Source organism: Streptomyces sp. NPDC001020 (assembly GCF_053599115.1).
Window position 1 is genome coordinate 115,606 of record NZ_JBSFLQ010000017.1, and the last position, 19,786, is coordinate 135,391.

General features: G+C 70.0%; 17 protein-coding genes. 2 read left to right on the plus strand and 15 right to left on the minus strand.

Annotated elements, in window-relative coordinates:
• Positions 1-20 precede the first annotated feature (20 nt).
• From ACWDEX_RS18285 to nsdA, 3 genes are all read right to left on the minus strand, one after another.
• Positions 21-359: a P-II family nitrogen regulator gene (locus tag ACWDEX_RS18285; protein ID WP_450464555.1), complete on the minus strand. Its 339-nt coding sequence runs from the start codon at positions 357-359 to the stop codon at positions 21-23.
• Positions 356-1,693: an ammonium transporter gene (locus ACWDEX_RS18290; RefSeq protein ID WP_450464556.1), complete on the minus strand. Its 1,338-nt coding sequence runs from the start codon at positions 1,691-1,693 to the stop codon at positions 356-358. The genes ACWDEX_RS18285 and ACWDEX_RS18290 overlap by 4 nt, the downstream gene beginning before the upstream one ends.
• A gap of 419 nt (positions 1,694-2,112) precedes the next feature.
• Complete coding sequence (nsdA, locus tag ACWDEX_RS18295; RefSeq protein ID WP_450464558.1) at positions 2,113-3,588, minus strand: transcriptional repressor NsdA; 1,476 nt, start codon at positions 3,586-3,588, stop codon at positions 2,113-2,115.
• A 459-nt stretch (positions 3,589-4,047) separates the two neighbouring features.
• Between nsdA and ACWDEX_RS18300 the strand changes: the two genes are divergently transcribed.
• The gene (locus tag ACWDEX_RS18300; protein ID WP_450464560.1) at positions 4,048-4,710 is read left to right on the plus strand and encodes a bifunctional DNA primase/polymerase; all 663 of its coding nucleotides are present in this window, start codon (positions 4,048-4,050) and stop codon (positions 4,708-4,710) included.
• Positions 4,711-4,813: 103 nt separating this feature from the next.
• On the opposite strand, the gene ftsY is transcribed toward ACWDEX_RS18300, so the two are convergent.
• The 4 genes from ftsY to ACWDEX_RS18320 all read right to left on the minus strand — a co-directional run bounded on the left by ftsY (position 4,814) and on the right by ACWDEX_RS18320 (position 10,999).
• Positions 4,814-6,016, minus strand: coding sequence for a signal recognition particle-docking protein FtsY (ftsY, locus tag ACWDEX_RS18305; protein WP_450464562.1), 1,203 nt, complete (start codon positions 6,014-6,016; stop codon positions 4,814-4,816).
• A 339-nt stretch (positions 6,017-6,355) separates the two neighbouring features.
• The gene (gene smc, locus ACWDEX_RS18310; RefSeq protein WP_450464563.1) at positions 6,356-9,910 is read right to left on the minus strand and encodes a chromosome segregation protein SMC; all 3,555 of its coding nucleotides are present in this window, start codon (positions 9,908-9,910) and stop codon (positions 6,356-6,358) included.
• Between the two features lie 224 nt (positions 9,911-10,134).
• Positions 10,135-10,338, minus strand: coding sequence for a hypothetical protein (locus tag ACWDEX_RS18315; RefSeq protein WP_450464565.1), 204 nt, complete (start codon positions 10,336-10,338; stop codon positions 10,135-10,137).
• 379 nt (positions 10,339-10,717) lie between these two features.
• Complete coding sequence (locus ACWDEX_RS18320; RefSeq protein WP_450464567.1) at positions 10,718-10,999, minus strand: acylphosphatase; 282 nt, start codon at positions 10,997-10,999, stop codon at positions 10,718-10,720.
• Between the two features lie 141 nt (positions 11,000-11,140).
• On the opposite strand from ACWDEX_RS18320, the gene ACWDEX_RS18325 reads away from it, so the two are divergent.
• Positions 11,141-12,142, plus strand: a complete 1,002-nt coding sequence (locus tag ACWDEX_RS18325) for a CAP domain-containing protein (protein WP_450464569.1) — start codon at positions 11,141-11,143, stop codon at positions 12,140-12,142.
• 112 nt (positions 12,143-12,254) lie between these two features.
• Here ACWDEX_RS18325 and mutM read toward each other — a convergent pair whose 3' ends face one another.
• The 8 genes from mutM to recG form a co-directional block, all read right to left on the minus strand.
• The gene (mutM, locus tag ACWDEX_RS18330) at positions 12,255-13,115 is read right to left on the minus strand and encodes a bifunctional DNA-formamidopyrimidine glycosylase/DNA-(apurinic or apyrimidinic site) lyase (protein WP_450464570.1); all 861 of its coding nucleotides are present in this window, start codon (positions 13,113-13,115) and stop codon (positions 12,255-12,257) included.
• Between the two features lie 146 nt (positions 13,116-13,261).
• Positions 13,262-14,095 (minus strand): ribonuclease III, encoded by an 834-nt coding sequence (gene rnc / locus ACWDEX_RS18335; protein WP_450464572.1) that lies wholly within the window; start codon positions 14,093-14,095, stop codon positions 13,262-13,264.
• A 19-nt stretch (positions 14,096-14,114) separates the two neighbouring features.
• Positions 14,115-14,288 carry a 50S ribosomal protein L32 gene (rpmF, locus tag ACWDEX_RS18340; RefSeq protein WP_003951102.1) on the minus strand — a complete coding sequence of 58 codons (174 nt, stop codon included), beginning with the start codon at positions 14,286-14,288 and terminating at the stop codon, positions 14,115-14,117.
• 2 nt (positions 14,289-14,290) lie between these two features.
• Positions 14,291-14,935 (minus strand): YceD family protein, encoded by a 645-nt coding sequence (locus tag ACWDEX_RS18345; RefSeq protein ID WP_450464573.1) that lies wholly within the window; start codon positions 14,933-14,935, stop codon positions 14,291-14,293.
• Positions 14,936-15,100: 165 nt separating this feature from the next.
• Positions 15,101-16,177 carry a cell division initiation protein gene (locus tag ACWDEX_RS18350; protein ID WP_450464574.1) on the minus strand — a complete coding sequence of 359 codons (1,077 nt, stop codon included), beginning with the start codon at positions 16,175-16,177 and terminating at the stop codon, positions 15,101-15,103.
• A 122-nt stretch (positions 16,178-16,299) separates the two neighbouring features.
• A complete protein-coding gene (gene coaD / locus ACWDEX_RS18355) occupies positions 16,300-16,809 on the minus strand; it encodes a pantetheine-phosphate adenylyltransferase (protein ID WP_450464575.1) in 510 nt (169 codons plus the stop codon).
• Positions 16,806-17,393 (minus strand): 16S rRNA (guanine(966)-N(2))-methyltransferase RsmD, encoded by a 588-nt coding sequence (gene rsmD, locus ACWDEX_RS18360; RefSeq protein WP_450464576.1) that lies wholly within the window; start codon positions 17,391-17,393, stop codon positions 16,806-16,808. Before rsmD ends, coaD begins: the two co-directional genes overlap by 4 nt.
• A gap of 181 nt (positions 17,394-17,574) precedes the next feature.
• The gene (gene recG / locus ACWDEX_RS18365; RefSeq protein ID WP_450464578.1) at positions 17,575-19,773 is read right to left on the minus strand and encodes an ATP-dependent DNA helicase RecG; all 2,199 of its coding nucleotides are present in this window, start codon (positions 19,771-19,773) and stop codon (positions 17,575-17,577) included.
• Positions 19,774-19,786 lie beyond the last annotated feature (13 nt).

A 19,786-nucleotide genomic window follows, 5' to 3' on the forward strand; every position in this document is an offset into this window, starting at 1 on the left:
ACTCCTGTTTCGTCGGTGCCTTACAGCGCGTCGGGTCCACGCTCGCCGGTCCGGACCCGGACGGCCGTCTCGACCGGGAGGGACCAGACCTTGCCGTCGCCGATCTTGCCGGTGCGGGCCGCCTTGACGATGAGGTCGATGAGCTGTTCCGCGTCGTCGTCCTCGGTCAGCACCTCGATGCGGATCTTCGGGACGAGGTCGACCGTGTACTCGGCGCCCCGGTAGACCTCGGTGTGTCCCCTCTGCCGGCCGTAGCCGCTCGCCTCGGTGACCGTCAGACCGTGCACCCCGAAGGACTGGAGGGCCTCCTTGATCTCGTCGAGCCGGTGAGGCTTCACGACGGCGGTGATGAGCTTCATACGTCCACCTTCTTGGTCTGCGCCGTGGCGAGGGCCGAAGCGGCGGTGCCGACGACACCGCCGCCCGCTCCGCTGAAGTCGTACGCGGTCTCGGCGTGCTCGGCCTGGTCGATGCCGGAGACCTCCTCGTCCTCACCGACCCGCATGCCGATCGTCTTGTCGAGGAGGAAGGCGAGGGCCGCGGAGACGGCGAGGGAGTAGGCCAGGACCGCGAAAACGCCGGCGCACTGCTTCCAGAACTGGTCCAGGCCGCCGCCGTAGAAGAGACCCTTCGCGTCGGACTGGCCCTTCCCGCTGGCGAGGAGGCCGATGAGCAAGGAGCCGGTGACTCCACCGACCATGTGGACGCCGACGACGTCGAGGGAGTCGTCGTAACCGAACCTGTACTTCAGGCCGACGGCCATGGCGCACAGCACACCCGCGATCGCACCGACGGCGATCGCGCCGAGCGGGGAGACCGCACCGCCCGAGGGGGTGATCGCGACCAGCCCGGAGACGGCCCCCGAGGCGGCGCCCAGCGTGGTGAACGCACCGTGGCGGATCTTCTCGTAGCCGAGCCAGGCCAGCATGGCGGCACCGGTGGCGACCTGTGTGTTGACGAACATCAGCGGGCCGACGCCGTCGTCGTTGCCGAGCCAGGAACCGGCGTTGAAGCCGAACCAGCCGAACCACAGCAGACCAGCGCCGAGCATGACCAGGGGGAGGCTGTGCGGACGCATCGGATCCTTCTTGAAGCCGACGCGCTTGCCGATGACGAGGATCACGCCGAGCGCCGCGGCACCCGCGTTGATGTGAACCGCCGTGCCACCGGCGAAGTCGATCACACCCAGCTCGTAGGCCCAGCCGCCGGTGCCCCAGACCCAGTGGGCGACCGGGAAGTACACGACCGTGGCCCACAGCGCGAGGAAGAGCGACCAGACGCCGAACTTCACCCGGTCCGCCAGCGCGCCGCTGATCAGGGCCGGTGTGATGATCGCGAACATCAGTTGGAAGACGGCGAAGACGAAGACCGGGATGGTGTGGCCTGGCCAGAGGTCCAGCTTGCCGATGCCGCTGAAGCCGACGAAGTCGGAGGTCCAGCCGACGACCGACCCCCTGTCGGTGCCGAAGGCCACGGAGAAGCCGTACAGCACCCACAGAAGGGTGACGATCCCCAGGCTGACGAAGCTCATCATCAGCATGTTCAGGGTGCTCTTGACGCGGACCATGCCTCCGTAGAAGAAGGCCAGGCCCGGGGTCATGAGCATCACCAGGGCAGAACAGATGAGCATGAAGCCCGTGTTGGCGGACGAGAGCTTGGGGGCATCCGCCGCAAGCATGATGGCTGGTGCCATCGGCGTCTCCTCGTCGATCGGTGCGGCCCCGTTCGGGCGCAGCCCGAGCGGTCCGGCCAAGAGGGGGTGGCCGGCTGTGCTTCATGACACTGACGCAGCGCGGTTTCGGTGGACGCCCCTCGGTGTTTCGCCGCAGTGACGAAGACGCCGGGCGTGTTACGCATGGATGAACTGCCGGAATGCCGACCGTGACGATCACTATCGTGACGCAGCCTTCGGCGAATGGCACCTCATGCATCGGTCGGGGACTTCCCGCGTGAACCGGCCGGGTCGGGAGAGTGGCGCCCCATCGGGCGCGAAGACGCATCCGGCCGCGGCAGCCATCCGATGACCTGGCGTGGGGGAGCCGAGTCGGACAGTTCGGGATGGCGGCCGCGGCCGGGGTTCGTGGGGCCCTCGGGTTCCGGGGCCCGGGAGGGTCAGACCGCCTCGGCGGTCTCGGGTAGGTGGGTGGCGAGGTGGTCGGTCAGTTCGACGACCTCGGCGAGGTCACCGAAATCGCGTACAGCGGTGTCGACCGTCTTCCGGATGCGGGTGTTGACCCGTTCGGACCGCACCTTTCTGGCGACTTCCATGGCCCTCTTGGCCAACGTCACGCTCTGTTCCGGCTCGCGCCGCAGCAGATGCACGGTGGCCATGCCGATGAGGTTGAGTGCGTAGGACCGCTGGTGCTCCTCGTCCTCGGAGAACAGGTCGACGGCCTTCCGCATCAGGGGCTCGGCGAGGGAGGCGTAGGTGGGGCTGCGGCCCGCGACATAGGCGAGGTCGCGGAAGGAGTGAGAGTTCTCGGCGTACAGCTCGGCCTCGGAGTAGAAGCGGATCCAGTCGGGCTCGGGCTCGTCGAACTCGAGCGCGTCGGCGAAGGTGTCCTCGGCCATTCGCACGGCGCGCTTGCACTTGCTGGGCTGGCTCATGTTCGCGTACGCGCGCGCCTCCATCGCGTACAGCATCGACTGAGTGCGCGGGCTCGCGCAGTCCCGGCTGCCGTACTGGGCGAGGTGGATGAGTTCCAGGGCGTCCTCGGGCCGGCCGAGGTGGATCATCTGGCGACTCATGCTGGAGAGGATGTACGAGCCGAGCGGCTTGTCGCCCGCCTCCTTGGCTGCGTGCAGGGCGAGGACGAAGTACTTCTGCGCGGTGGGCTGCAGCCCCACGTCGTAGCTCATCCAGCCGGCCAGTGCGGCCAGTTCGGCGGCGACCTTGAAGAGGCGCCTGGTGGTGGCCTCGGGCTGAGGTTCCTGGAGCAGGTCGGTGACCTCGTGCAGCTGGCCGACCACCGCTTTGCGGCGCAGACCGCCGCCGCACTGGGCGTCCCACTGCCGGAACATCACGATGGTCGCCTCCAGGAGGTCCATCTCAGGCCTGGAGAGCCGACCGCCGCGGCGCGCGGCAAGCGAGGGACCGGGCTCCCCGCGCGGCGGGGTGGGGCCGGGCACGAGCCAGCGCTGCATGGGCTCGACGAGAGATGGGCCCGCGGACAGGGCCAGTGAGGCCCCTAGGAAGCCGCGCCGCGCCAGCATCAGGTCGCTGCGCGAGTACTCGCTGAGCAGCGCCACCGTCTGCGGGCCCGTCCAGGGAAGATCGACTCCGGACACGGACGGTGACTGATGGGCGGCGCGCAGCCCGAGGTCCTCGATGGCGACCACACAGCCGAAGCGCTCCGAGAACAGCTCCGAGAGGATCCGCGGGATCGGCTCGCGCGGGTTCTCGCCGTCCAGCCAGCGACGCACCCGCGAAGTGTCCGTGGAGATGTGACTGGCACCTAACTGGCGAGCTCTGCGGTTAACCTGACGCGCCAGCTCGCCCTTCGACCAGCCACTGCGCACGAACCACGAGCCGAGCAGCTCATTGGGGCGCTTGTCAGCGTCCGTCCCGCTTCCGCCGTTGCCGCCCACTGGAACGCCCCCACTCCCTGAAACCGCCTGTGCGCCGTGTGCGCCAAGCCCTACCAGAATGCCGGTGAGTACGGTCCCGCATCCGGTCGTTCTCACCCGTCGGACGGGAACCCGACATGCCTCCGGCATACCCACGAGTGCACGCGTCCCCAGGACTCGTGCACTCAAAGTAATCCTAAGATCACCCGTCCAGCCATGGCGATTCCAGAAACGCCACCATTCGCCACCCCTTCGAATGAACCCACGGTGACCTCAGCACGATTCACTTGACACATGACAGCCGGGAGTGATGGAGCGAAGCATTCACCGGCGCGCGTCGCCGCACACACCACCTGGGATGCAACCGGGCGCCGCGCGGACATCGCGGCGCGAACGGCGACGACCGAGGGAGTGGGAACGCAGGGTCAGGTTGCGCTTCCGTTACGTAACCACCGGCGTGCTGGACCCGTTGGAGGGGGCATGGGTTTCACGATCGGCGGTACGCGGGGGATCCGCGAAATCCGGCCCGGCGCGCGGCGCCGAGGCCGCTCGTCGGAGGGTGCCGCCGTGGCCGAGTACAGCGGCCTGTGGGGCTGGGACGTGGTGCCCGGTGCCTGGGCGGCCGCGGGGGCGTGCTCATGCGGCAGGACGAACTGTGCCGCGCCGGGCGCGCATCCGCTGGACTCCACGCCCGTTGTGCGCGCGGGCGCCACGCTCGACGAGGCGACCAGGGTCTGGTCCGAGGTCCCTGGCGCCACGGTGATGCTGCCGGTCGGCCACGCGTTCGACGTGATCGAGGTCGCCGAGACAGCCGGGCGGCGCGCGCTGGTCCGGCTGGAGCGCATGGGGCTGCCCCTGGGCCCGGTGACGGCCACCCCGGACGGCCGCGCACACTTCTTCGTCGCGCCGGGCTCCGCGGCCGAGTTGCCCGAGCTGCTGTACCGGATGGCGTGGGACGACACTGCTCTCGACCTGCACGCCCTGGGCCCGGGCAGCTACGTCACGGCCCCGCCCTCCGATCGCGGTGGCCTGGGCCCGGTCCGCTGGCTGCGTGCCCCCGCCCTCGACTCGGCGACGAATCCACCGGCGGCGCGCCTGCTGATCGGCACCCTGGCGTACGTGGCCCACCGCTCACCCGCGTAGCCCCGCCGCACGGCGCAGCGAAAGGGCCCCCTCACGTTTGCACGTGTGGCGGGCCCTTTTCACGCGTACGCCGCCGGGGACGCCGTACGCCTCGTGTGCGCCGTCAGTCGCCGATAAGCGCATCCACGAACGCTTCCGGCTCGAAGGGAGCCAGGTCGTCGGCGCCTTCGCCGAGACCGACCAGCTTCACCGGCACGCCGAGTTCGCGCTGGACCGCGACCACGATGCCGCCCTTCGCCGTGCCGTCGAGCTTGGTGAGCACGATGCCGGTGATGTCGACGACCTCGGCGAAGACGCGGGCCTGGATGAGACCGTTCTGCCCGGTCGTGGCGTCGAGGACGAGCAGCACCTCGTCCAGCGGGGCGTGCTTCTCGACGACGCGCTTGACCTTGCCCAGCTCGTCCATGAGGCCGGTCTTGGTGTGCAGACGGCCCGCCGTGTCGATGAGCACGACGTCGGCGCCGATCTCCTTGCCCTCCTTGACCGCGTCGAAGGCGACGGAGGCGGGGTCGCCGGCCTCGGGTCCGCGCACGGTGTGCGCGCCGACCCGCTCGCCCCAGGTCTGCAGCTGGTCGGCGGCGGCGGCGCGGAAGGTGTCGGCGGCGCCGAGGACGACGCTGCGACCGTCGGCCACGAGGACGCGGGCGAGCTTGCCGGTGGTGGTGGTCTTGCCGGTGCCGTTGACGCCGACGACCATCACGATGCCCGGCTTGCTGGCCTCGGGCTCGGTGTGGACAGTGCGGTCCATGGCGGTACCGACCAGCTGGAGCAGCTCGTCGCGCAGCAGGCCGCGCAGCTCTTGGGGGGTACGGGTGCCGAGCACCTTCACGCGCTCACGCAGCCGCTCGACCAGCTCCTGCGTGGGCTGCACGCCGACGTCGGCGGTGAGCAGCGTGTCCTCGATCTCCTCCCACGTGTCCTCGTCGAGGTGCTCGCGGGACAGGAGTGTGAGCAGCCCCTTGCCCAGTGCGTTCTGCGACCGGGAGAGGCGGGCGCGCAGGCGGATCAGGCGGCCGGCGGTGGGCTCGGGGATCTCGATCGGGGGCGCTTCGACGACCGGCGGCTCCTCGACGACCACGGGGACGGAGCCGTCGGGGAGTTCCACCTCCTCGATCGTCCGGCGCTCTTCTTCGCGCAGGGTCTCGGCCTCGTCGCCGACATGCGGCTCGGCCGGAGGGGCGGTGATGTCGGGCGGCGTGGGTGGGGGCGGGGGCAGCGGCCTCTTCCGGCGAGTGCTGACGATGAGCCCACCGAGCGCGCCGATCACCACCACGGCGATGACTACAGCAAGGATGACAATTTCCATAACGCCTCAAGTATGGCGTGACCCGCCGCTCGGCCGTTCGTGTACGCGCGGGGTCACTGCCCGGCTCCGGGGCGGCTCCTCTGTCCGCGCTCGGGCGAACGCGTCACCCCATCTCCTCCAGCGTCTCGTCTTTCGTCTCCCTGACGAACTTCAGGACGAACCTTCAGGACGAACGCAATGCCGAGCGCGGCGAAGACCGTGTTGATTACGTACGCGTGAGAGCGGCCCCACTCGGTCAGCGACGCCGGCGGAGTCGGTGCATACGCTTGCTTGATTCGGTTCCGGTTCACACCGGCCGATGACGCTTCACGTTCCAGTAGAGGCAAGGGTAGGCCGGTTTCAGCGAAGCCGCTGACTGATGACCTTCGAGACTCCGTCGCCCTGCATGGAGACGCCGTAGAGCGCGTCGGCGACCTCCATCGTGCGCTTCTGGTGCGTGATCACGATGAGCTGTGAGGCCTCCTGCAGCTCTTGCATGATCCGGATCAGCCGCTGCAGGTTGGTGTCGTCGAGCGCCGCCTCGACCTCGTCCATGACGTAGAACGGGCTGGGCCGCGCCTTGAAGATCGACACGAGCAGCGCCACGGCGGTCAGCGACCGCTCCCCGCCGGAGAGCAGGGACAACCGTTTGACCTTCTTGCCCGGCGGACGTGCCTCGACATCCACCCCCGTGGCGAGCATGTTGTCGGGGTCAGTCAGCACCAGCCGCCCCTCGCCACCCGGGAACAGTCGACTGAAGACACCTTCGAACTCGCGGGCCGTGTCCCGGTACGCCTCGGTGAAGACCTGCTCGACGCGCTCGTCGACCTCCTTCACCACCTGCAGCAGATCGGCACGCGTCTTCTTCAGGTCCTCCAGCTGCTCGCTGAGGAACTTGTGCCGTTCCTCCAGCGCCGCGAATTCCTCCAGAGCGAGCGGGTTGACCTTGCCGAGCCGCTGGTAGGCCCGCTCGGCGACCTTGAGCCGCTTCTCCTGCTCGGCGCGGACGAACGGCTGGGGCTGGTTGCGCGGGTGTTCGGGATCCTCGGGCAGCTCCTCGCCCTCGGCCGGCGGCGAGGGCGGCACCGGCTGGTCGGGGCCGTACTCGGCGACCAGTCCGGCCGGTTCGACCCCGTGCTCCTCCAGCGCCTTGGCCTCCAGCTGCTCGATACGCAGCCGCTTCTCGGCGCCGAGCACTTCCCCCCGGTGGACCGAGTCCGTGAGCTTGTCGAGTTCGGCCTTGAGGTCGCGGCCCTCGCTGCGGGCCGCGCCGAGTTCCTGCTCACGGCGCGCCTTGGCCGCCTCGGCTGCGATGCGCTCCTCGTCCGCCCGCCCCAGGGACACCTCCACATGGGCGAGCAGCTGCCGGGCCCCGGAGGCGACCGCCTCGGCGACGGCGGCCTCGTGCCGCAGCCGGGCCCGCCGCTGCTCGGCACGCACACGTGCCTCGCGTTCGGCGCGCGCGGCCCGGTCGAGCGAGTCGGCACGCCCGGCCAGCCCCTTGACCCGTTCCTCATGCGTACGGACCTGGAGCCTGGCCTCCATCTCGGTCTGCCGCGCGTTCGCCCCGTCTGCCGCGAGCCGGTCGCGTACAGAGGTGTCGGGCTCCTCCTCGACCGGCATCTCCTCGGCTACGGCGAGTCGCTCGGCCAGTTCCTCGACATCAAGGAGCGCCTTGTCCAGGGCCTCCTGCGCCCGAGCCGCAGCGGCGGCGGAGCGCTCGGCCTCCCCGGCGGCGCCCCGCGCCTGCCCGGCCAGTCGCCCCAGCTGCTGTGCGACCGCGGACTTCTCCCGCTCGGCCGCCCGCCGCCGCTCCCCGAGCCCCTCGACGAGCGTCGCGCACTCCGTGCGACGCTCCCCCGCCAGCCGCTGGTCATCCGTCAGCCGCTCGCAGCGCCCGTCGAGTTCCCGCAGCTCGGCGGCGGCCTCGTCGACGGAGGCCTGCACTTCGAGCAGGCTCGGCGCCCCGGCGGACCCACCGTGCGCGAAGTGCGCCCCGAGGAGATCACCCTCGGCGGTGACGGCGGTCAGATCGGACCGTGCGGCCACGAGTTCCTCGGCGTCTTCGAGGGTGCCGACCACGACGATGCCGCGCAGCAGCCGACGGACGGCGGGCATCAGCTCGTCGGGGCCACGGACGAGATCGGACGCGAACGGGGGCGTGCCCGGGTCAGCGGTCCGGGCCTCGCTCTCCCGCGGCCCCGCCAGCAGCAGCGCCGCGCGTCCCGCGTCCTGCTTGCGCAGCAACCGGATCGCGTCTGCCGCCGAGGACGGGTCCGTCACGGCGATGGCGTCCGCGGCCGCGCCGAACGCCGCCGCCAGCGGGACCTCGTAGCCGGGGGTCACCGACAGCAGCTCGGCCGCCGGCCCCAGGAGGCCGGAGAGCCGATCCGTCGCACCCAGCAGCACGCCCGTACCGTCTTTGCGGCGCAACCCCAGGGCGAGGGCCTCGTGCCGCGCCGCGACCGCGGCGCGCCGACGTTCGGCTGCGGTGGCCGCCTCGCGGGCCGCCGACAGGGCCGCCTCGGCTTCGGCCAGTGCCTGCTTCGCCACCTCGTGCTGCTCGGTGAGGTCCGCGTCGCCCGCGTCCAGACCCTCGACCTCGGCCTTGAGTTCCTCGTACTCCTCCTGGGCGGCTACGGCACGCTCCTGCGCCTCGTCCCGGGCGGCGGCGAGCCGGTCGATCTCGGCCTGGGCCGAGGCGGCACGGGAGCGGGCGGCGCCCACCTGCCCTGTCAGACGGGCAAGACCCTCGCGGCGGTCGGCGATGGCGCGGGCCACGTCCCTCAGACGCCGCTCCTCGATCGCCAGTTCGCGCTCCAGCTCCGCACGGTGCGCGACGGTGTCCTCCAGCGCGCGCTCGGCCGCCTCCAGCGCGGCCTCCAGTTCGGCCTCCTGCTCTCGGATGCGGGCGGCCTCGCGCTCCAGGTCCTCGGGGCCACGTCCCCGCCGTTCCTCAGGGGGCGCGGAAGTGGCGCTCTTCACGCGCGCGTCGGCCAGCGAGATCGTGCCACGCACCCGCTCGGCGAGCTGCGACAGCTCGTACCAGGTCTGTTGGGTCCGCTGGAGACGCGGCGTCAACTGCCGCACCTCGTCCTCCAGGAGTACTTCGCGCTGCAGCGCCTTCTTCAGCTCGGCCTCGGCGGCCTCCCTGCGCTCCTTGAGCGCGGCCTCGTCCGCGATCTCGACCTGGAGCGCCTCCCGTAGTCGTACCAGGTCATCGGCGAGCAGGCGCAGCCGGCAGTCCCGGAGGTCGGCCTGGATGACGGCCGCCCGGCGCGCCACCGCCGCCTGCCGTCCCAGCGGCTTGAGCTGGCGGCGCAGTTCGTCGGTCAGGTCCTGGACACGGGCGAGGTTCGCCTGCATGGCGTCCAGCTTCCGCAGCGCCTTCTCCTTGCGCTTGCGGTGCTTCAGTACGCCCGCGGCCTCCTCGATGAAGGCGCGGCGGCCCATGGGGTCGGCGTGCAGGACGGAGTCGAGCTGCCCCTGGCCGACGATCACGTGCATCTCACGGCCGATGCCGGAGTCGGAGAGGAGCTCCTGGATGTCGAGGAGCCGACAGGTGTCACCGTTGATCTGGTACTCGCTGCCACCGTTGCGGAACATTATCCGCGTGATGGTGACCTCGGCGTACTCGATGGGCAGTGCGCCGTCGGCGTTGTCGATGGTCAGGGACACCTCGGCGCGGCCGAGCGGCGGGCGCCCAGTGGTGCCGGCGAAGATGACGTCCTCCATCTTGCCGCCGCGCAGCGACTTGGCCCCCTGCTCGCCCATGACCCAGCTGAGCGCGTCCACGACATTTGACTTGCCTGAGCCGTTCGGCCCCACGACGCATGTGATGCCTGGCTCGAACCGGAGTGTGGTCGCAGAAGCGAACGACTTGAAGCCGCGGAGGGTCAGGGCCTTGAGGTGCACGCCGCTGGACTCTACCTTCCGCCGGTATCTCGCACTGTGAACCCCGACAACCTTGCGGTTTCACCCATGAAGGTGCAGGGCACACCATCGGTTAAGGAGAAGGAGGGGCGCGCGGGGGCAAGAAAGAAGGGACGCCGAGGCGTCCCTTGCGACTCTGACAACTGAGCGATTGATACGGGCAGCCCTACCACTGCTGGTGCTGTTGTCGTGGAGCGATGCAGTGATCAGGTGAGCGCAGGCTCCGCCTGGTGTGCGTCGATGCTCTCCATGATCCTGTCGTGAGAAGCGGCAGCCGTCAGCGCGTCATTCTCCGTCTGGATCCGTACGAGTTCGGATTCGAGTTCCTGGACGCGCTGCTGCAGCCGTCGCATCTCGGCGAGGAGTCGCGGGTCAGAGCCGCCGACGTAACCGAGAAGCGCCTTTGCCATGATGGATGGTCCTCCACACTGAGTGACCGACCGGAGCGGTGTGGGTCGTGAGGGATTCGCACCCGCGGTGCTTGGCACTCTTGGGTTCTTGCTGCCGTTCTCACATGCCAAACAGCTAAGGTGCGCGGGGCTTTCAGCGTCTCACCAAAAAGTTTGACGGTCAACACGATCACACCCTGTAGGGGCGGGTGGCCCGGGGCGCGCGGCCCCGGCCGGGTGGCGCTGCGACTCCTGAGGGTCCCTGCGGGCGTGGAGATCATCCGTACCCGCGGAGCCTGCCACGACGAGCTGTTCTTGGCAACCACCAGGGCGTTTCCACTCCGGGCAGGTGTCCATGGCATGTTTCCCCGCCCCCGTGGGACGGTTTCGCGGCAGCGGCTCAGCGGACCGCGAACCCGTCGTAGCCGCCGCGAGGCGTGTCCCAAATCTCAGTTACTCCGTCCACCCGCCCGGGTGTGTCGTCGCCCTGGAGCCACTCCAACAGCCCCTCGCAGCCCTTCCGCGAACCCTCGGCGACCACCTGCACCCGCCCGTCGTCCAGGTTGAGAGCGAAACCACACAGGCCGCCGATCTCGAGCGCCTTGGCCCGTGTGAACCAGCGGAATCCCACGCCTTGGACACGTCCGCGTACCCACGCGACGAGCCGTGCATCGTCGTTCATGGGTGCACGCTAACTGGCCAATGTGTCTGCGGACACTTCTCCCCCCGGCGTCATGCGGTACCGTCCCCAGCCATACATCTCATAGGGGAACTCACTCGATCGAGTGTGTGGCGCTGACCGTAAGACCAGGAAGGCCAGCAGATGGGACGCCACCGACGCGCCGACGCCGGACGCGCCGGCACAGGCCGCGCCACCAGGACCACGCAGGAGCGCGAGGTCCCTACGGAGCGCTACGGCCCCGAGAACCTCTACGGTTTCGCGGCGGTTCTGGAGGACGAGCGGCGCGCGACCCGCTCGCGCCGCAGGAAGAAGGCCGCCACACCGGTGCGCACGGGCCTGCTGGGTGTCTCCGCGGCCGTGGCGCTGGGCACGGTGGCGGTCGCCACCGGCGTGCTGCCCGGTGGCGACCACTTCACGGTGAGCGGCGATCCCGGCGACACACAGGCCGGCGGCGCCATCCCATCGGGCTCCGCGAGCGGGCAGGGCGGTGCCAGTGAGACCGCGGACGGCCGCGGTTCCCCGTCCGCCAGCCGTCACTCCGGCCGTACGAGCACGCCGACCTCGGCCCCCTCGGCCTCGACCCCCTCCACATCGGCCCCCTCGACATCGGCCTCGGCGTCGGCCTCCCCGGCGACGCCGACGCGGATACCCTCGCAGCGCCCGTCCCCGATGGCGCCGAAGGCGTCCAAGGCGACGACGGCCGCACCGCCTGCGCACCCGGCCACGAAGAAGCCGAAGACCGTCCCGCCAGGGAGGGCGTCCGCGGCTCCCACGGTCGAGGGTCAGGTGATCGCACTGGTCAACCAGGAACGGGCCAAGGCGGGCTGCCACCCGGTGTCCGCGAACAGCGCCCTGGCCGGGCTGGCGGAGGCGTTCAGCGAGGACATGGCCGCGCGGGACTTCTTCGACCACACCGATCCCAGCGGCAACGACCCCTGGGACCGTGCGAAGGCGCGTGGCATAACCGACCTGGGCGGCGAGAACATAGCCCGCGGCCAGGCGACCGCCCAGAGCGTGATGGACGCGTGGATGCACAGCCCGGGCCACCGGGCGAACATACTGAACTGCGACTTCACGACGCTGGGTGTCGGGGTGCACTTCGGGACCGGCGGCCCCTGGTGGACGCAGGACTTCGGTTACTGACGGGGCCCCCGAGAGAGCAGGCTGCTGACGGAGGCGGCCTCCGCGCCGCGGCAAGGCGCCTGCCCACAGAGAGGGCACGCGCCACGGGCGGGCGGGACGCCCGCACAGCGCCCTACAACGCGACGCGCGGCGCCCGCTGGCACTTCGGGCAGAAGTAGCTGGACCGGTTCATCCAGGAGCGGCGGCGCATGGCCGTCGCACAACGTCGGCAGGGCAGTCCTTCGCGGCCGTACGCGTCCAGCGACCGGTCGAAGTAGCCGGACTCTCCGTTGACGTTGACGTACAGGCTGTCGAAGCTGGTGCCGCCGACAGCGAGCGCGGCACTCATCACGTCCCTTATGTGGCCGAGGAGTTCGGCCGTGCGTGGGCGCGTGAAGTTCACGGTCGGTCGTTCGTAGTGGACGCGGGCGCGCCACAGAGCCTCGTCCGCGTAGATGTTGCCGACGCCGCTGATCAGCGACTGGTCGAGCAGGGCCCGTTTGATGGTGGTGCGCTTGCGGCGCAGCGCCTGGTGGAAGGCCTCGTCGTCGAAGACCGGGTCGAGCGGGTCGCGAGCGATGTGCGCGATGACGTCGGGCAGTCCGTCGGGGGCGGTGTCGTGCAGCGAGAGACCACCGAAGGTGCGCTGGTCGACGAAGCGGAGTTCGGTGCCCAGGCCGTCGTCGAAGCGGACACGGATGCGGAGGTGCTTCTCGTCGGAGGCATCGTGCGGCTGGACGAGAAGCTGGCCACTCATCCCGAGGTGGGCCAGGATCGCCGTACCGGCGGTCTCGACCGGGATCCAGAGGTACTTGCCGCGGCGGCTCGGGGTGGCGAGGCGTTCTCCCTTCAGCCGGTGCGCGAAGTCCTCGGCACCCGCCGTGTGCCGTCGGACGGCACGCGGGTGGAGCACCTCGACGTCGGAGACGGTCCGGTGGGCGACCCAACGCTCCAGGCCACGCCGTACGACTTCGACCTCGGGCAACTCGGGCACGGTACTCCTCCGGAGGGGTGAACGGGGCCGACGAGCGCAGAGTACCTCTTGGTCAGGTGGGGCCGACGGGCCGGCGGCCCTGTCCGCTCGCCTCATGAAAGAGACCCCGCTCCGGCAGTCGCCGGAGCGGGGTCCCTGTGAAGGATTCAGGCCGTGGCCGGGTCGCCCGTCGGGGCCGACGCGGGGCCGGCGCCCCCGCCTGGGGACGTCTCGGCCTCGGTCGCCGCCTTCGCACGCTCGTCCGCGACAGCGCGAATGGAGCGCCAGGCCGACTCCGCGGCCTGCTGCTCCGCCTCCTTCTTGCTGCGGCCGGTACCGGTGCCGTACGAGACGCCTCCGACGCGGGCGGCAGCAGTAAAGGTCTTCTCGTGATCCGGGCCGGTCTCCGTGACCAGGTACTCGGGCACACCGAGCCCCTCGGTCGCGGTCAGCTCCTGGAGGCTGGTCTTCCAGTCCAGGCCGGCACCGAGATTCGAGGACTTTTCGATCAGCGGGTCGAACAGGCGGTGCACCAGCTCCGCCGCCGAGTCCAGTCCCTGGTCGAGATAGACAGCGCCGATCACCGCTTCGAGGGTGTCGGCGAGAATGGAGGCCTTGTCCCGGCCGCCCGTGCCCTCCTCGCCCCGGCCGAGCCGGATGAAGGATCCAAGGTCGAGCCCGCGACCCACCTCCGCCAGCGCACGCGAATTGACCACCGCGGCCCGCAACTTGGCCAGTTGGCCCTCGGGCAGGTCGGGGTGGGTGCGGTACAGCGTGTCCGTGACGACGAGGCCGAGGACGGAGTCCCCGAGGAACTCCAGGCGCTCGTTCGTCGGCAGACCGCCGTTCTCATACGCGTACGAGCGGTGAGTCAGCGCACGCACCAGAAGGGCGGACTCGAGCTTGTAGCCGAGCCGCCCTTCCAGAAGCGTGTGGGACGAGGCCATGTTGTCCGCCGGACCACCCCCGCTGCGGCGGGGACCATTTTTGGCGTCAGACATCAGACCTCTCACCAGCCGTTCAGACCTCGAGGACCTGACGCTTGTTGTACGTGCCACAAGAGGGGCACGCGATGTGCTGCTGCTTGGGCTCGTGGCAGCGCTCGCACGCAACCAGGGTGGGGACCGCAGCCTTCCACTGCGACCGGCGGTGGCGCGTGTTGCTGCGCGACATCTTCCGCTTCGGAACAGCCACGGCTACTTCTCCTGCTTCTCGTCGACGCCCGCTTCGGCGCCGCTCTTCTCGTCCTTATCGCCGGCTTCGAGTGAAACGGCGAGTCCCTGCAGTGCCGCCCAACGGATGTCGACGGCGTCGTGGTGGTGGTCCGGGTCGTCTGCGAGCCGTGCCCCGCACTGGGTGCACAGGCCCGGGCAGTCCTCCCGGCACACCGGCTGCATCGGCAGTGCGAGCACCACCGCATCGCGCAGCACAGGTTCGAGGTCGAACATGCCGTCCTCGAGAAAGAGCCTGTCCTCGTCGTCCTCGGCGTCGTCACCGGGTTCCGTCACAGGACGGCCCCGGTCGTCGGCGTCAGGGTACGAGAACATCTCCTGGAAGTCCGCGTCGAGCTCGAGCTCGAGCGGCTCCAGACACCTTACGCACTCCCCCTCGGCCGATGCACGGGCGGTACCCGTGACGAGCACCCCTTCCATGACCGACTCGAGTCGGAGTTCGAGCTCCACCGGGGCGCCTTCGGGCACTCCGACGACCCCTTGGATACCGAAGTCCTTCGGGGCGTCGACCGTACGGTTCAGGCGCTGCAGCGCACCAGGACGCCGACCCAGCTCGTGCGTGTCGAACACGAAGGGGTCGCGGTGGTCAAGGCGGGCGTTCAGAGCCATTCCTGCTTTCGGTCTTCGAAGCTCAGAGAGGGACGCCGTCCCGTGATGTTCCGGGCAGCGCAGATCGCGAAAGGTACGTGCGACCGAAGAACCAGGATACTGGACCTTTCGCTCTCGGCCCAATCGGGTGTGCCCACAGAGGCGAGCCCGGCGCGCCCGGAACGCTCAGTGACCGCCGCGTCCCTGTTCGTACTCCCGCAGCTGCTCGGCGCTGATCATGCTGGTGTCGAAGAGGCTGGTCTCGTCGAGGCTGGTGTCCTGGGCGTATCCCTGCTGCCCCGGCCCCTGGTCGTACGTGGCCTGCTGGTCGTACGTCTGCGCCTGGGCCTGCTGGTCGTACGTCTGCGCCTGGTGGTAGCCGTACTGGTCGGCCTGCTGGTAGCCGTACGCGTCCTGCTGGGCGTACGGCTGCTGGTAGCCGTACTGGTCCGTCTGCTGGTAGCCGTACGCGTCCTGCTGCTGCGCGTAGGCCGGCTGGGACTGGGTCTGCTGGGCCGGGATCGCGGCGGTGCGGCCCGGAGCGTCGGCGAGGGCCGCGAGATCGGCGAGGTAGTCGGCGTCGCTGGAGTGCTGGACGGTCGTCGCGTCGTCGGCGAGGGCGCCGAGGTCGTCGGTGGCGATACGGCCCTGCAGCTTCTGGCGGCCCTTGCCGACGGCCTCCAGGGTCTTGGCGAGAACGGCCTCGAAGGCACCGAGCTTGGCATCCACATAGGCGTCGGCGTCGTGGCGCAGGGTCTCGGGGTCATGGCTGCGCTCGGGGGCGTCCTCGTCCTCGCGCCCCTGCTCGTCGAGGCCGGGCCCCGTGCCGAGGAGCTTCTCGCGGCCGCGACCGACGGAGCCGAGGGTCTTGGTGAGGACCACCTCGAAGTTGGCGAGCTTGGAGTCGACGTATTCGTCGGCGTCCGCGCGGATCTCCTCGGCCTCCTGGCGGGCCTCGGTGAGGATGCGGTCGGCCTCGCCCTGAGAGCGGCGGGCGACCTCCGTGTCGGAGATCAGGGAGCCGCGCTGGGCGTGCGCGTTCTCGATGATCTGCTCGGCCTCCTGGCGGGCCCGCTCGACCATCTGCTCCCGGTCGCCGATCAACTCCTGGGCCTGGGCCAGGGAGCCGGGCAGCGCCGCACGCACCTCCTCGAGCATCGAAAGCAGCTCGGCGCGGTTGATCACGCACGAGGCCGACATGGGCATGGCCCGGGCGCTGGAAACCATCGCGACGATCTCGTCGAGCTTCTTCTGCACGTCCACCGTGTGCTCGCCACTCTCTACAGCCGGGTTGGAGACGGTCGGGTCGACTGTACGACCACTCCCGCCCCGCCCGACACCGGGTGACGGATCGTCAGCTTTCCAGAGGGCCGACGCCGACCCGCTCAGGCCTTCCCGAAGCGCTTGTTGAGGGCGTCCAGGACGACCGGCGGCACCAGGTGGGAGACGTCACCGCCCCAGGCCGCGACCTCCTTCACCAGCGAGGAGGACAGGAAGCTGTAGGTGGGGTTGGTGGGGACGAAGAGGGTCTCGACACCCGAGAGGCCGTTGTTCATCTGCGCCATCTGCAACTCGTAGTCGAAGTCGCTGACGGCGCGCAGCCCCTTGACGATGGCGGGGACGTCACGCTGCTTGCAGTAGTCGACCAGAAGACCGTGGTACGCCTCCACCTCGACGTTCCCGAACTCGGCGGTGACCTGTCGGATCAGGTCGATCCGCTGGTCGATCTCGAACAGGCCCTTCTTCGACTTGTTGATCATCACCGCGACGAACACCTCGTCGTACAGCTTGGAAGCGCGGGCGATGATGTCGAGATGTCCGTTGGTGATCGGGTCGTACGACCCGGGACAGACGGCGCGGCGCACTTGTGTTCCCTCGCTCTCCGGTCCGGTCATCGTGCGTCTTCGCACGTAGAGGCGGCGCGACCGTACCAAAACGTCCCCTCACCGTAGCGACGGGTCCGGACCGCTTCGAAGCCGTCCGGCCACCGGAATTCTCCGCCTCTGGTGCTGCGCTCCACGGTGACGAGGGCATCGGCCGCAAGCCAGCCCCCGGTGCGGAGTGTGAGCAGAATCTCGCGAAGATCGTCGTCGGACACCGCGTACGGCGGGTCGAGGAAGACGATGTCGTACGGCTGCGCCGGCGCCTGCGTCTGGGCGATCTGCTCCGCTTTGCCCGCCCTGACCTCCGCACCGGGGAGGCCGAGCGCCCTGACGTTCTCGCGGACCGTTCGGACGGCCCGCGCGTCGGCCTCGACGAGGAGGGTGTGCCCCGCTCCACGGGAGAGCGCCTCCAGGCCGACGGCGCCCGAGCCGGCGTACAGGTCAAGGACCCGCTCGCCGTCGAGCGGACCGCCCAGGAGGGACTGCCAGGTGGAGAAGAGGCCCTCGCGCGCCCGGTCGGAGGTGGGGCGGGTGCCGTTGCCCGGCGGGACGGCCAGACGACGTCCGCCGGCCCGGCCGGCGATCACGCGGGTCATCTCTTCGGTCCTTGTCGGTGTGCGGTTGCGGTGACGCCACCAGTCTCTCAGCCGAAGGCGCCGCGGCGCGCACCTGCTCGGCGTTCTCCAAGGACTGCCGGGTCCCGGCGAACGACGGATCCGGTCCACACGCCGGGCCCTTCCGGGCTCGGAACCGCCCGGGACAGCCGGAACATCGTGCTCACCCCTTGTCCAGGTACTGCTCCCGTTCCTCGTCCAGGAGTGCCTCCAGTGCAGTACGCAGGCCGGGCAGGTGTTCCAGGTCCGGGTCGGCGGCGACCACTGCGGCGGCCTCTTCCCGGGCCTCGGCGATGATCTCCTCGTCATCGATGACCGCGAGCATGCGGAGCGAGGAGCGGGCACCGGACTGGGCCTGGCCGAGGACATCGCCCTCGCGACGCTGCTCCAGATCGATACGGGACAGCTCGAAGCCGTCGAGGGTGGACGCCACGGCGCCCAGCCGCTGGCGTGCCGGGCTCGCCTCCGGCATCTCGGTGACCAGGAGGCACAGCCCCGGCGCCGCGCCCCGGCCGACACGACCGCGCAACTGGTGCAGCTGCGAGACGCCGAAACGGTCGGCGTCCATGATCACCATCACGGTGGCATTGGGCACGTTGACGCCGACCTCGATGACCGTCGTCGCGACCAGGACGTCCGTCTCACCGGCGGCGAACCGGCGCATCACCGTGTCCTTGTCGTCCGGCTGCATCCGCCCGTGCAGGACCTCGACCCGAAGCCCCTGCAGAAGGTTCTTGGCGAGTTGCTCGGCCACGTCGAGGACCGCGAGCGGCGGACGCTTCTCGGCCTCGTCCTCGGGGGACTTCTTCGTCGGGGTCTCGTCCTCGTCCCCGATGCGCGGGCAGACCACGTACGCCTGGTGGCCTTTCGCCACCTCCTCGCGCACCCGCTCCCAGGCGCGAGCCAGGAAGTGCGGCTTGTCCGTGGCCGGCACCACATGGCTGGCGATCGGTGAGCGCCCGGCCGGAAGCTGGTCGAGAACGGAGGTCTCCAGGTCACCGAAGACGGTCATGGCGACCGTGCGCGGGATGGGCGTGGCCGTCATGACGAGCAGGTGGGGCGGCTGCTTTCCCTTGCCGCGCAGCGCGTCCCGTTGTTCCACCCCGAACCGGTGCTGCTCGTCGACCACGACCAGCCCCAGGTCGTGGAACTGCACCTTGTCCTCGATCAGCGCGTGCGTGCCGATCACCATTCCGGCCTCTCCGGTGACGAGGTCGAGCAGCGCCTGGCGCCGCGCGGCCGCTCCCATGGAGCCGGTGAGCAGCACCACCTTGGTGGCCTGCTCGGCACCGCCCAGCATCCCTCCCTCGGCCAGCTCCCCCATCATCTCGACGATCGACCGGTGGTGCTGCTGGGCGAGTACCTCGGTGGGGGCGAGCATGGCGGCCTGCCCGCCCGCGTCCACCACCGCGAGCATGGCGCGCAGGGCGACCAGCGTCTTTCCCGAACCGACCTCCCCCTGCAGCAGCCGGTGCATCGGATGCTCGGTGGCCAGGTCGTCGAAGATCTCCTTGGAGACCTTCTGCTGCCCCTCGGTGAGAGTGAAGGGAAGTCTGGCGTCGAAGGCCTCCAGCAGGCCGTCCGGGCCGGGGACGCGGGGCACCGCCGGGAGCAGTGCGTCGGCGTGGCGGCGGCGGGCGAGGGCGACCTGGAGGACGAAGGCCTCGTCCCACTTGAGCCGGGACCGGGCCTCGGCGATGTCCGCCTTGGTGTGCGGTCGGTGGATCTTGAGGAGGGCTTCCGGGAGGGACACCAAGCCCCTGCCGCCGCGGAGGGAGTCGGGCAGCGGATCGATGGCCTCCTGGGCACCCGGCAGCACCGTCTGCACCGACTTGGCGATCTTCCAGGACTCCATCTTGGCCGTGGCCGGGTAGATGGGGATCAGGGCGCCCGCCCAACTGTCCACCGTCTCCGCCACATCCTCACCGCGCAGCAACTCGTATGCGGGATGAGCCAGTTGGAGCTTTCGATTGAAGACGGACACCTTGCCCGCGAAGAGCGCGCGGGTGCCCGGCAGGAGCTCCTTGTGGGGCTTGTGCACTCCGTTGCCGAAGAAGACGAGCTGGAGGCGGCCGCTGCCGTCGGTGATGGTGACCTCCAGCCGCTGGCCCTTGCCGCGCGGGGCCTTGGCCGACGCGAAGGTGTGCAGGCGGGCGTCGGCGACCTGGGCCACCACCGTGACGTGCTCGTCCATGGGGAGGTCGGCGAGGTGGGTGAGCTGCCCGCGCTCCTCGTATCTGCGCGGGTAGTGGTGGAGCAGGTCTGAGACGGTCTGCAGGCCGAGGTGCTCGGCCATCACCTTCGCGGTGGCGGGGCCGAGCACCTTCTTCAGTGGTTCTTCCAGTGCGGGCACGAGATCCATTGCACACCACGGC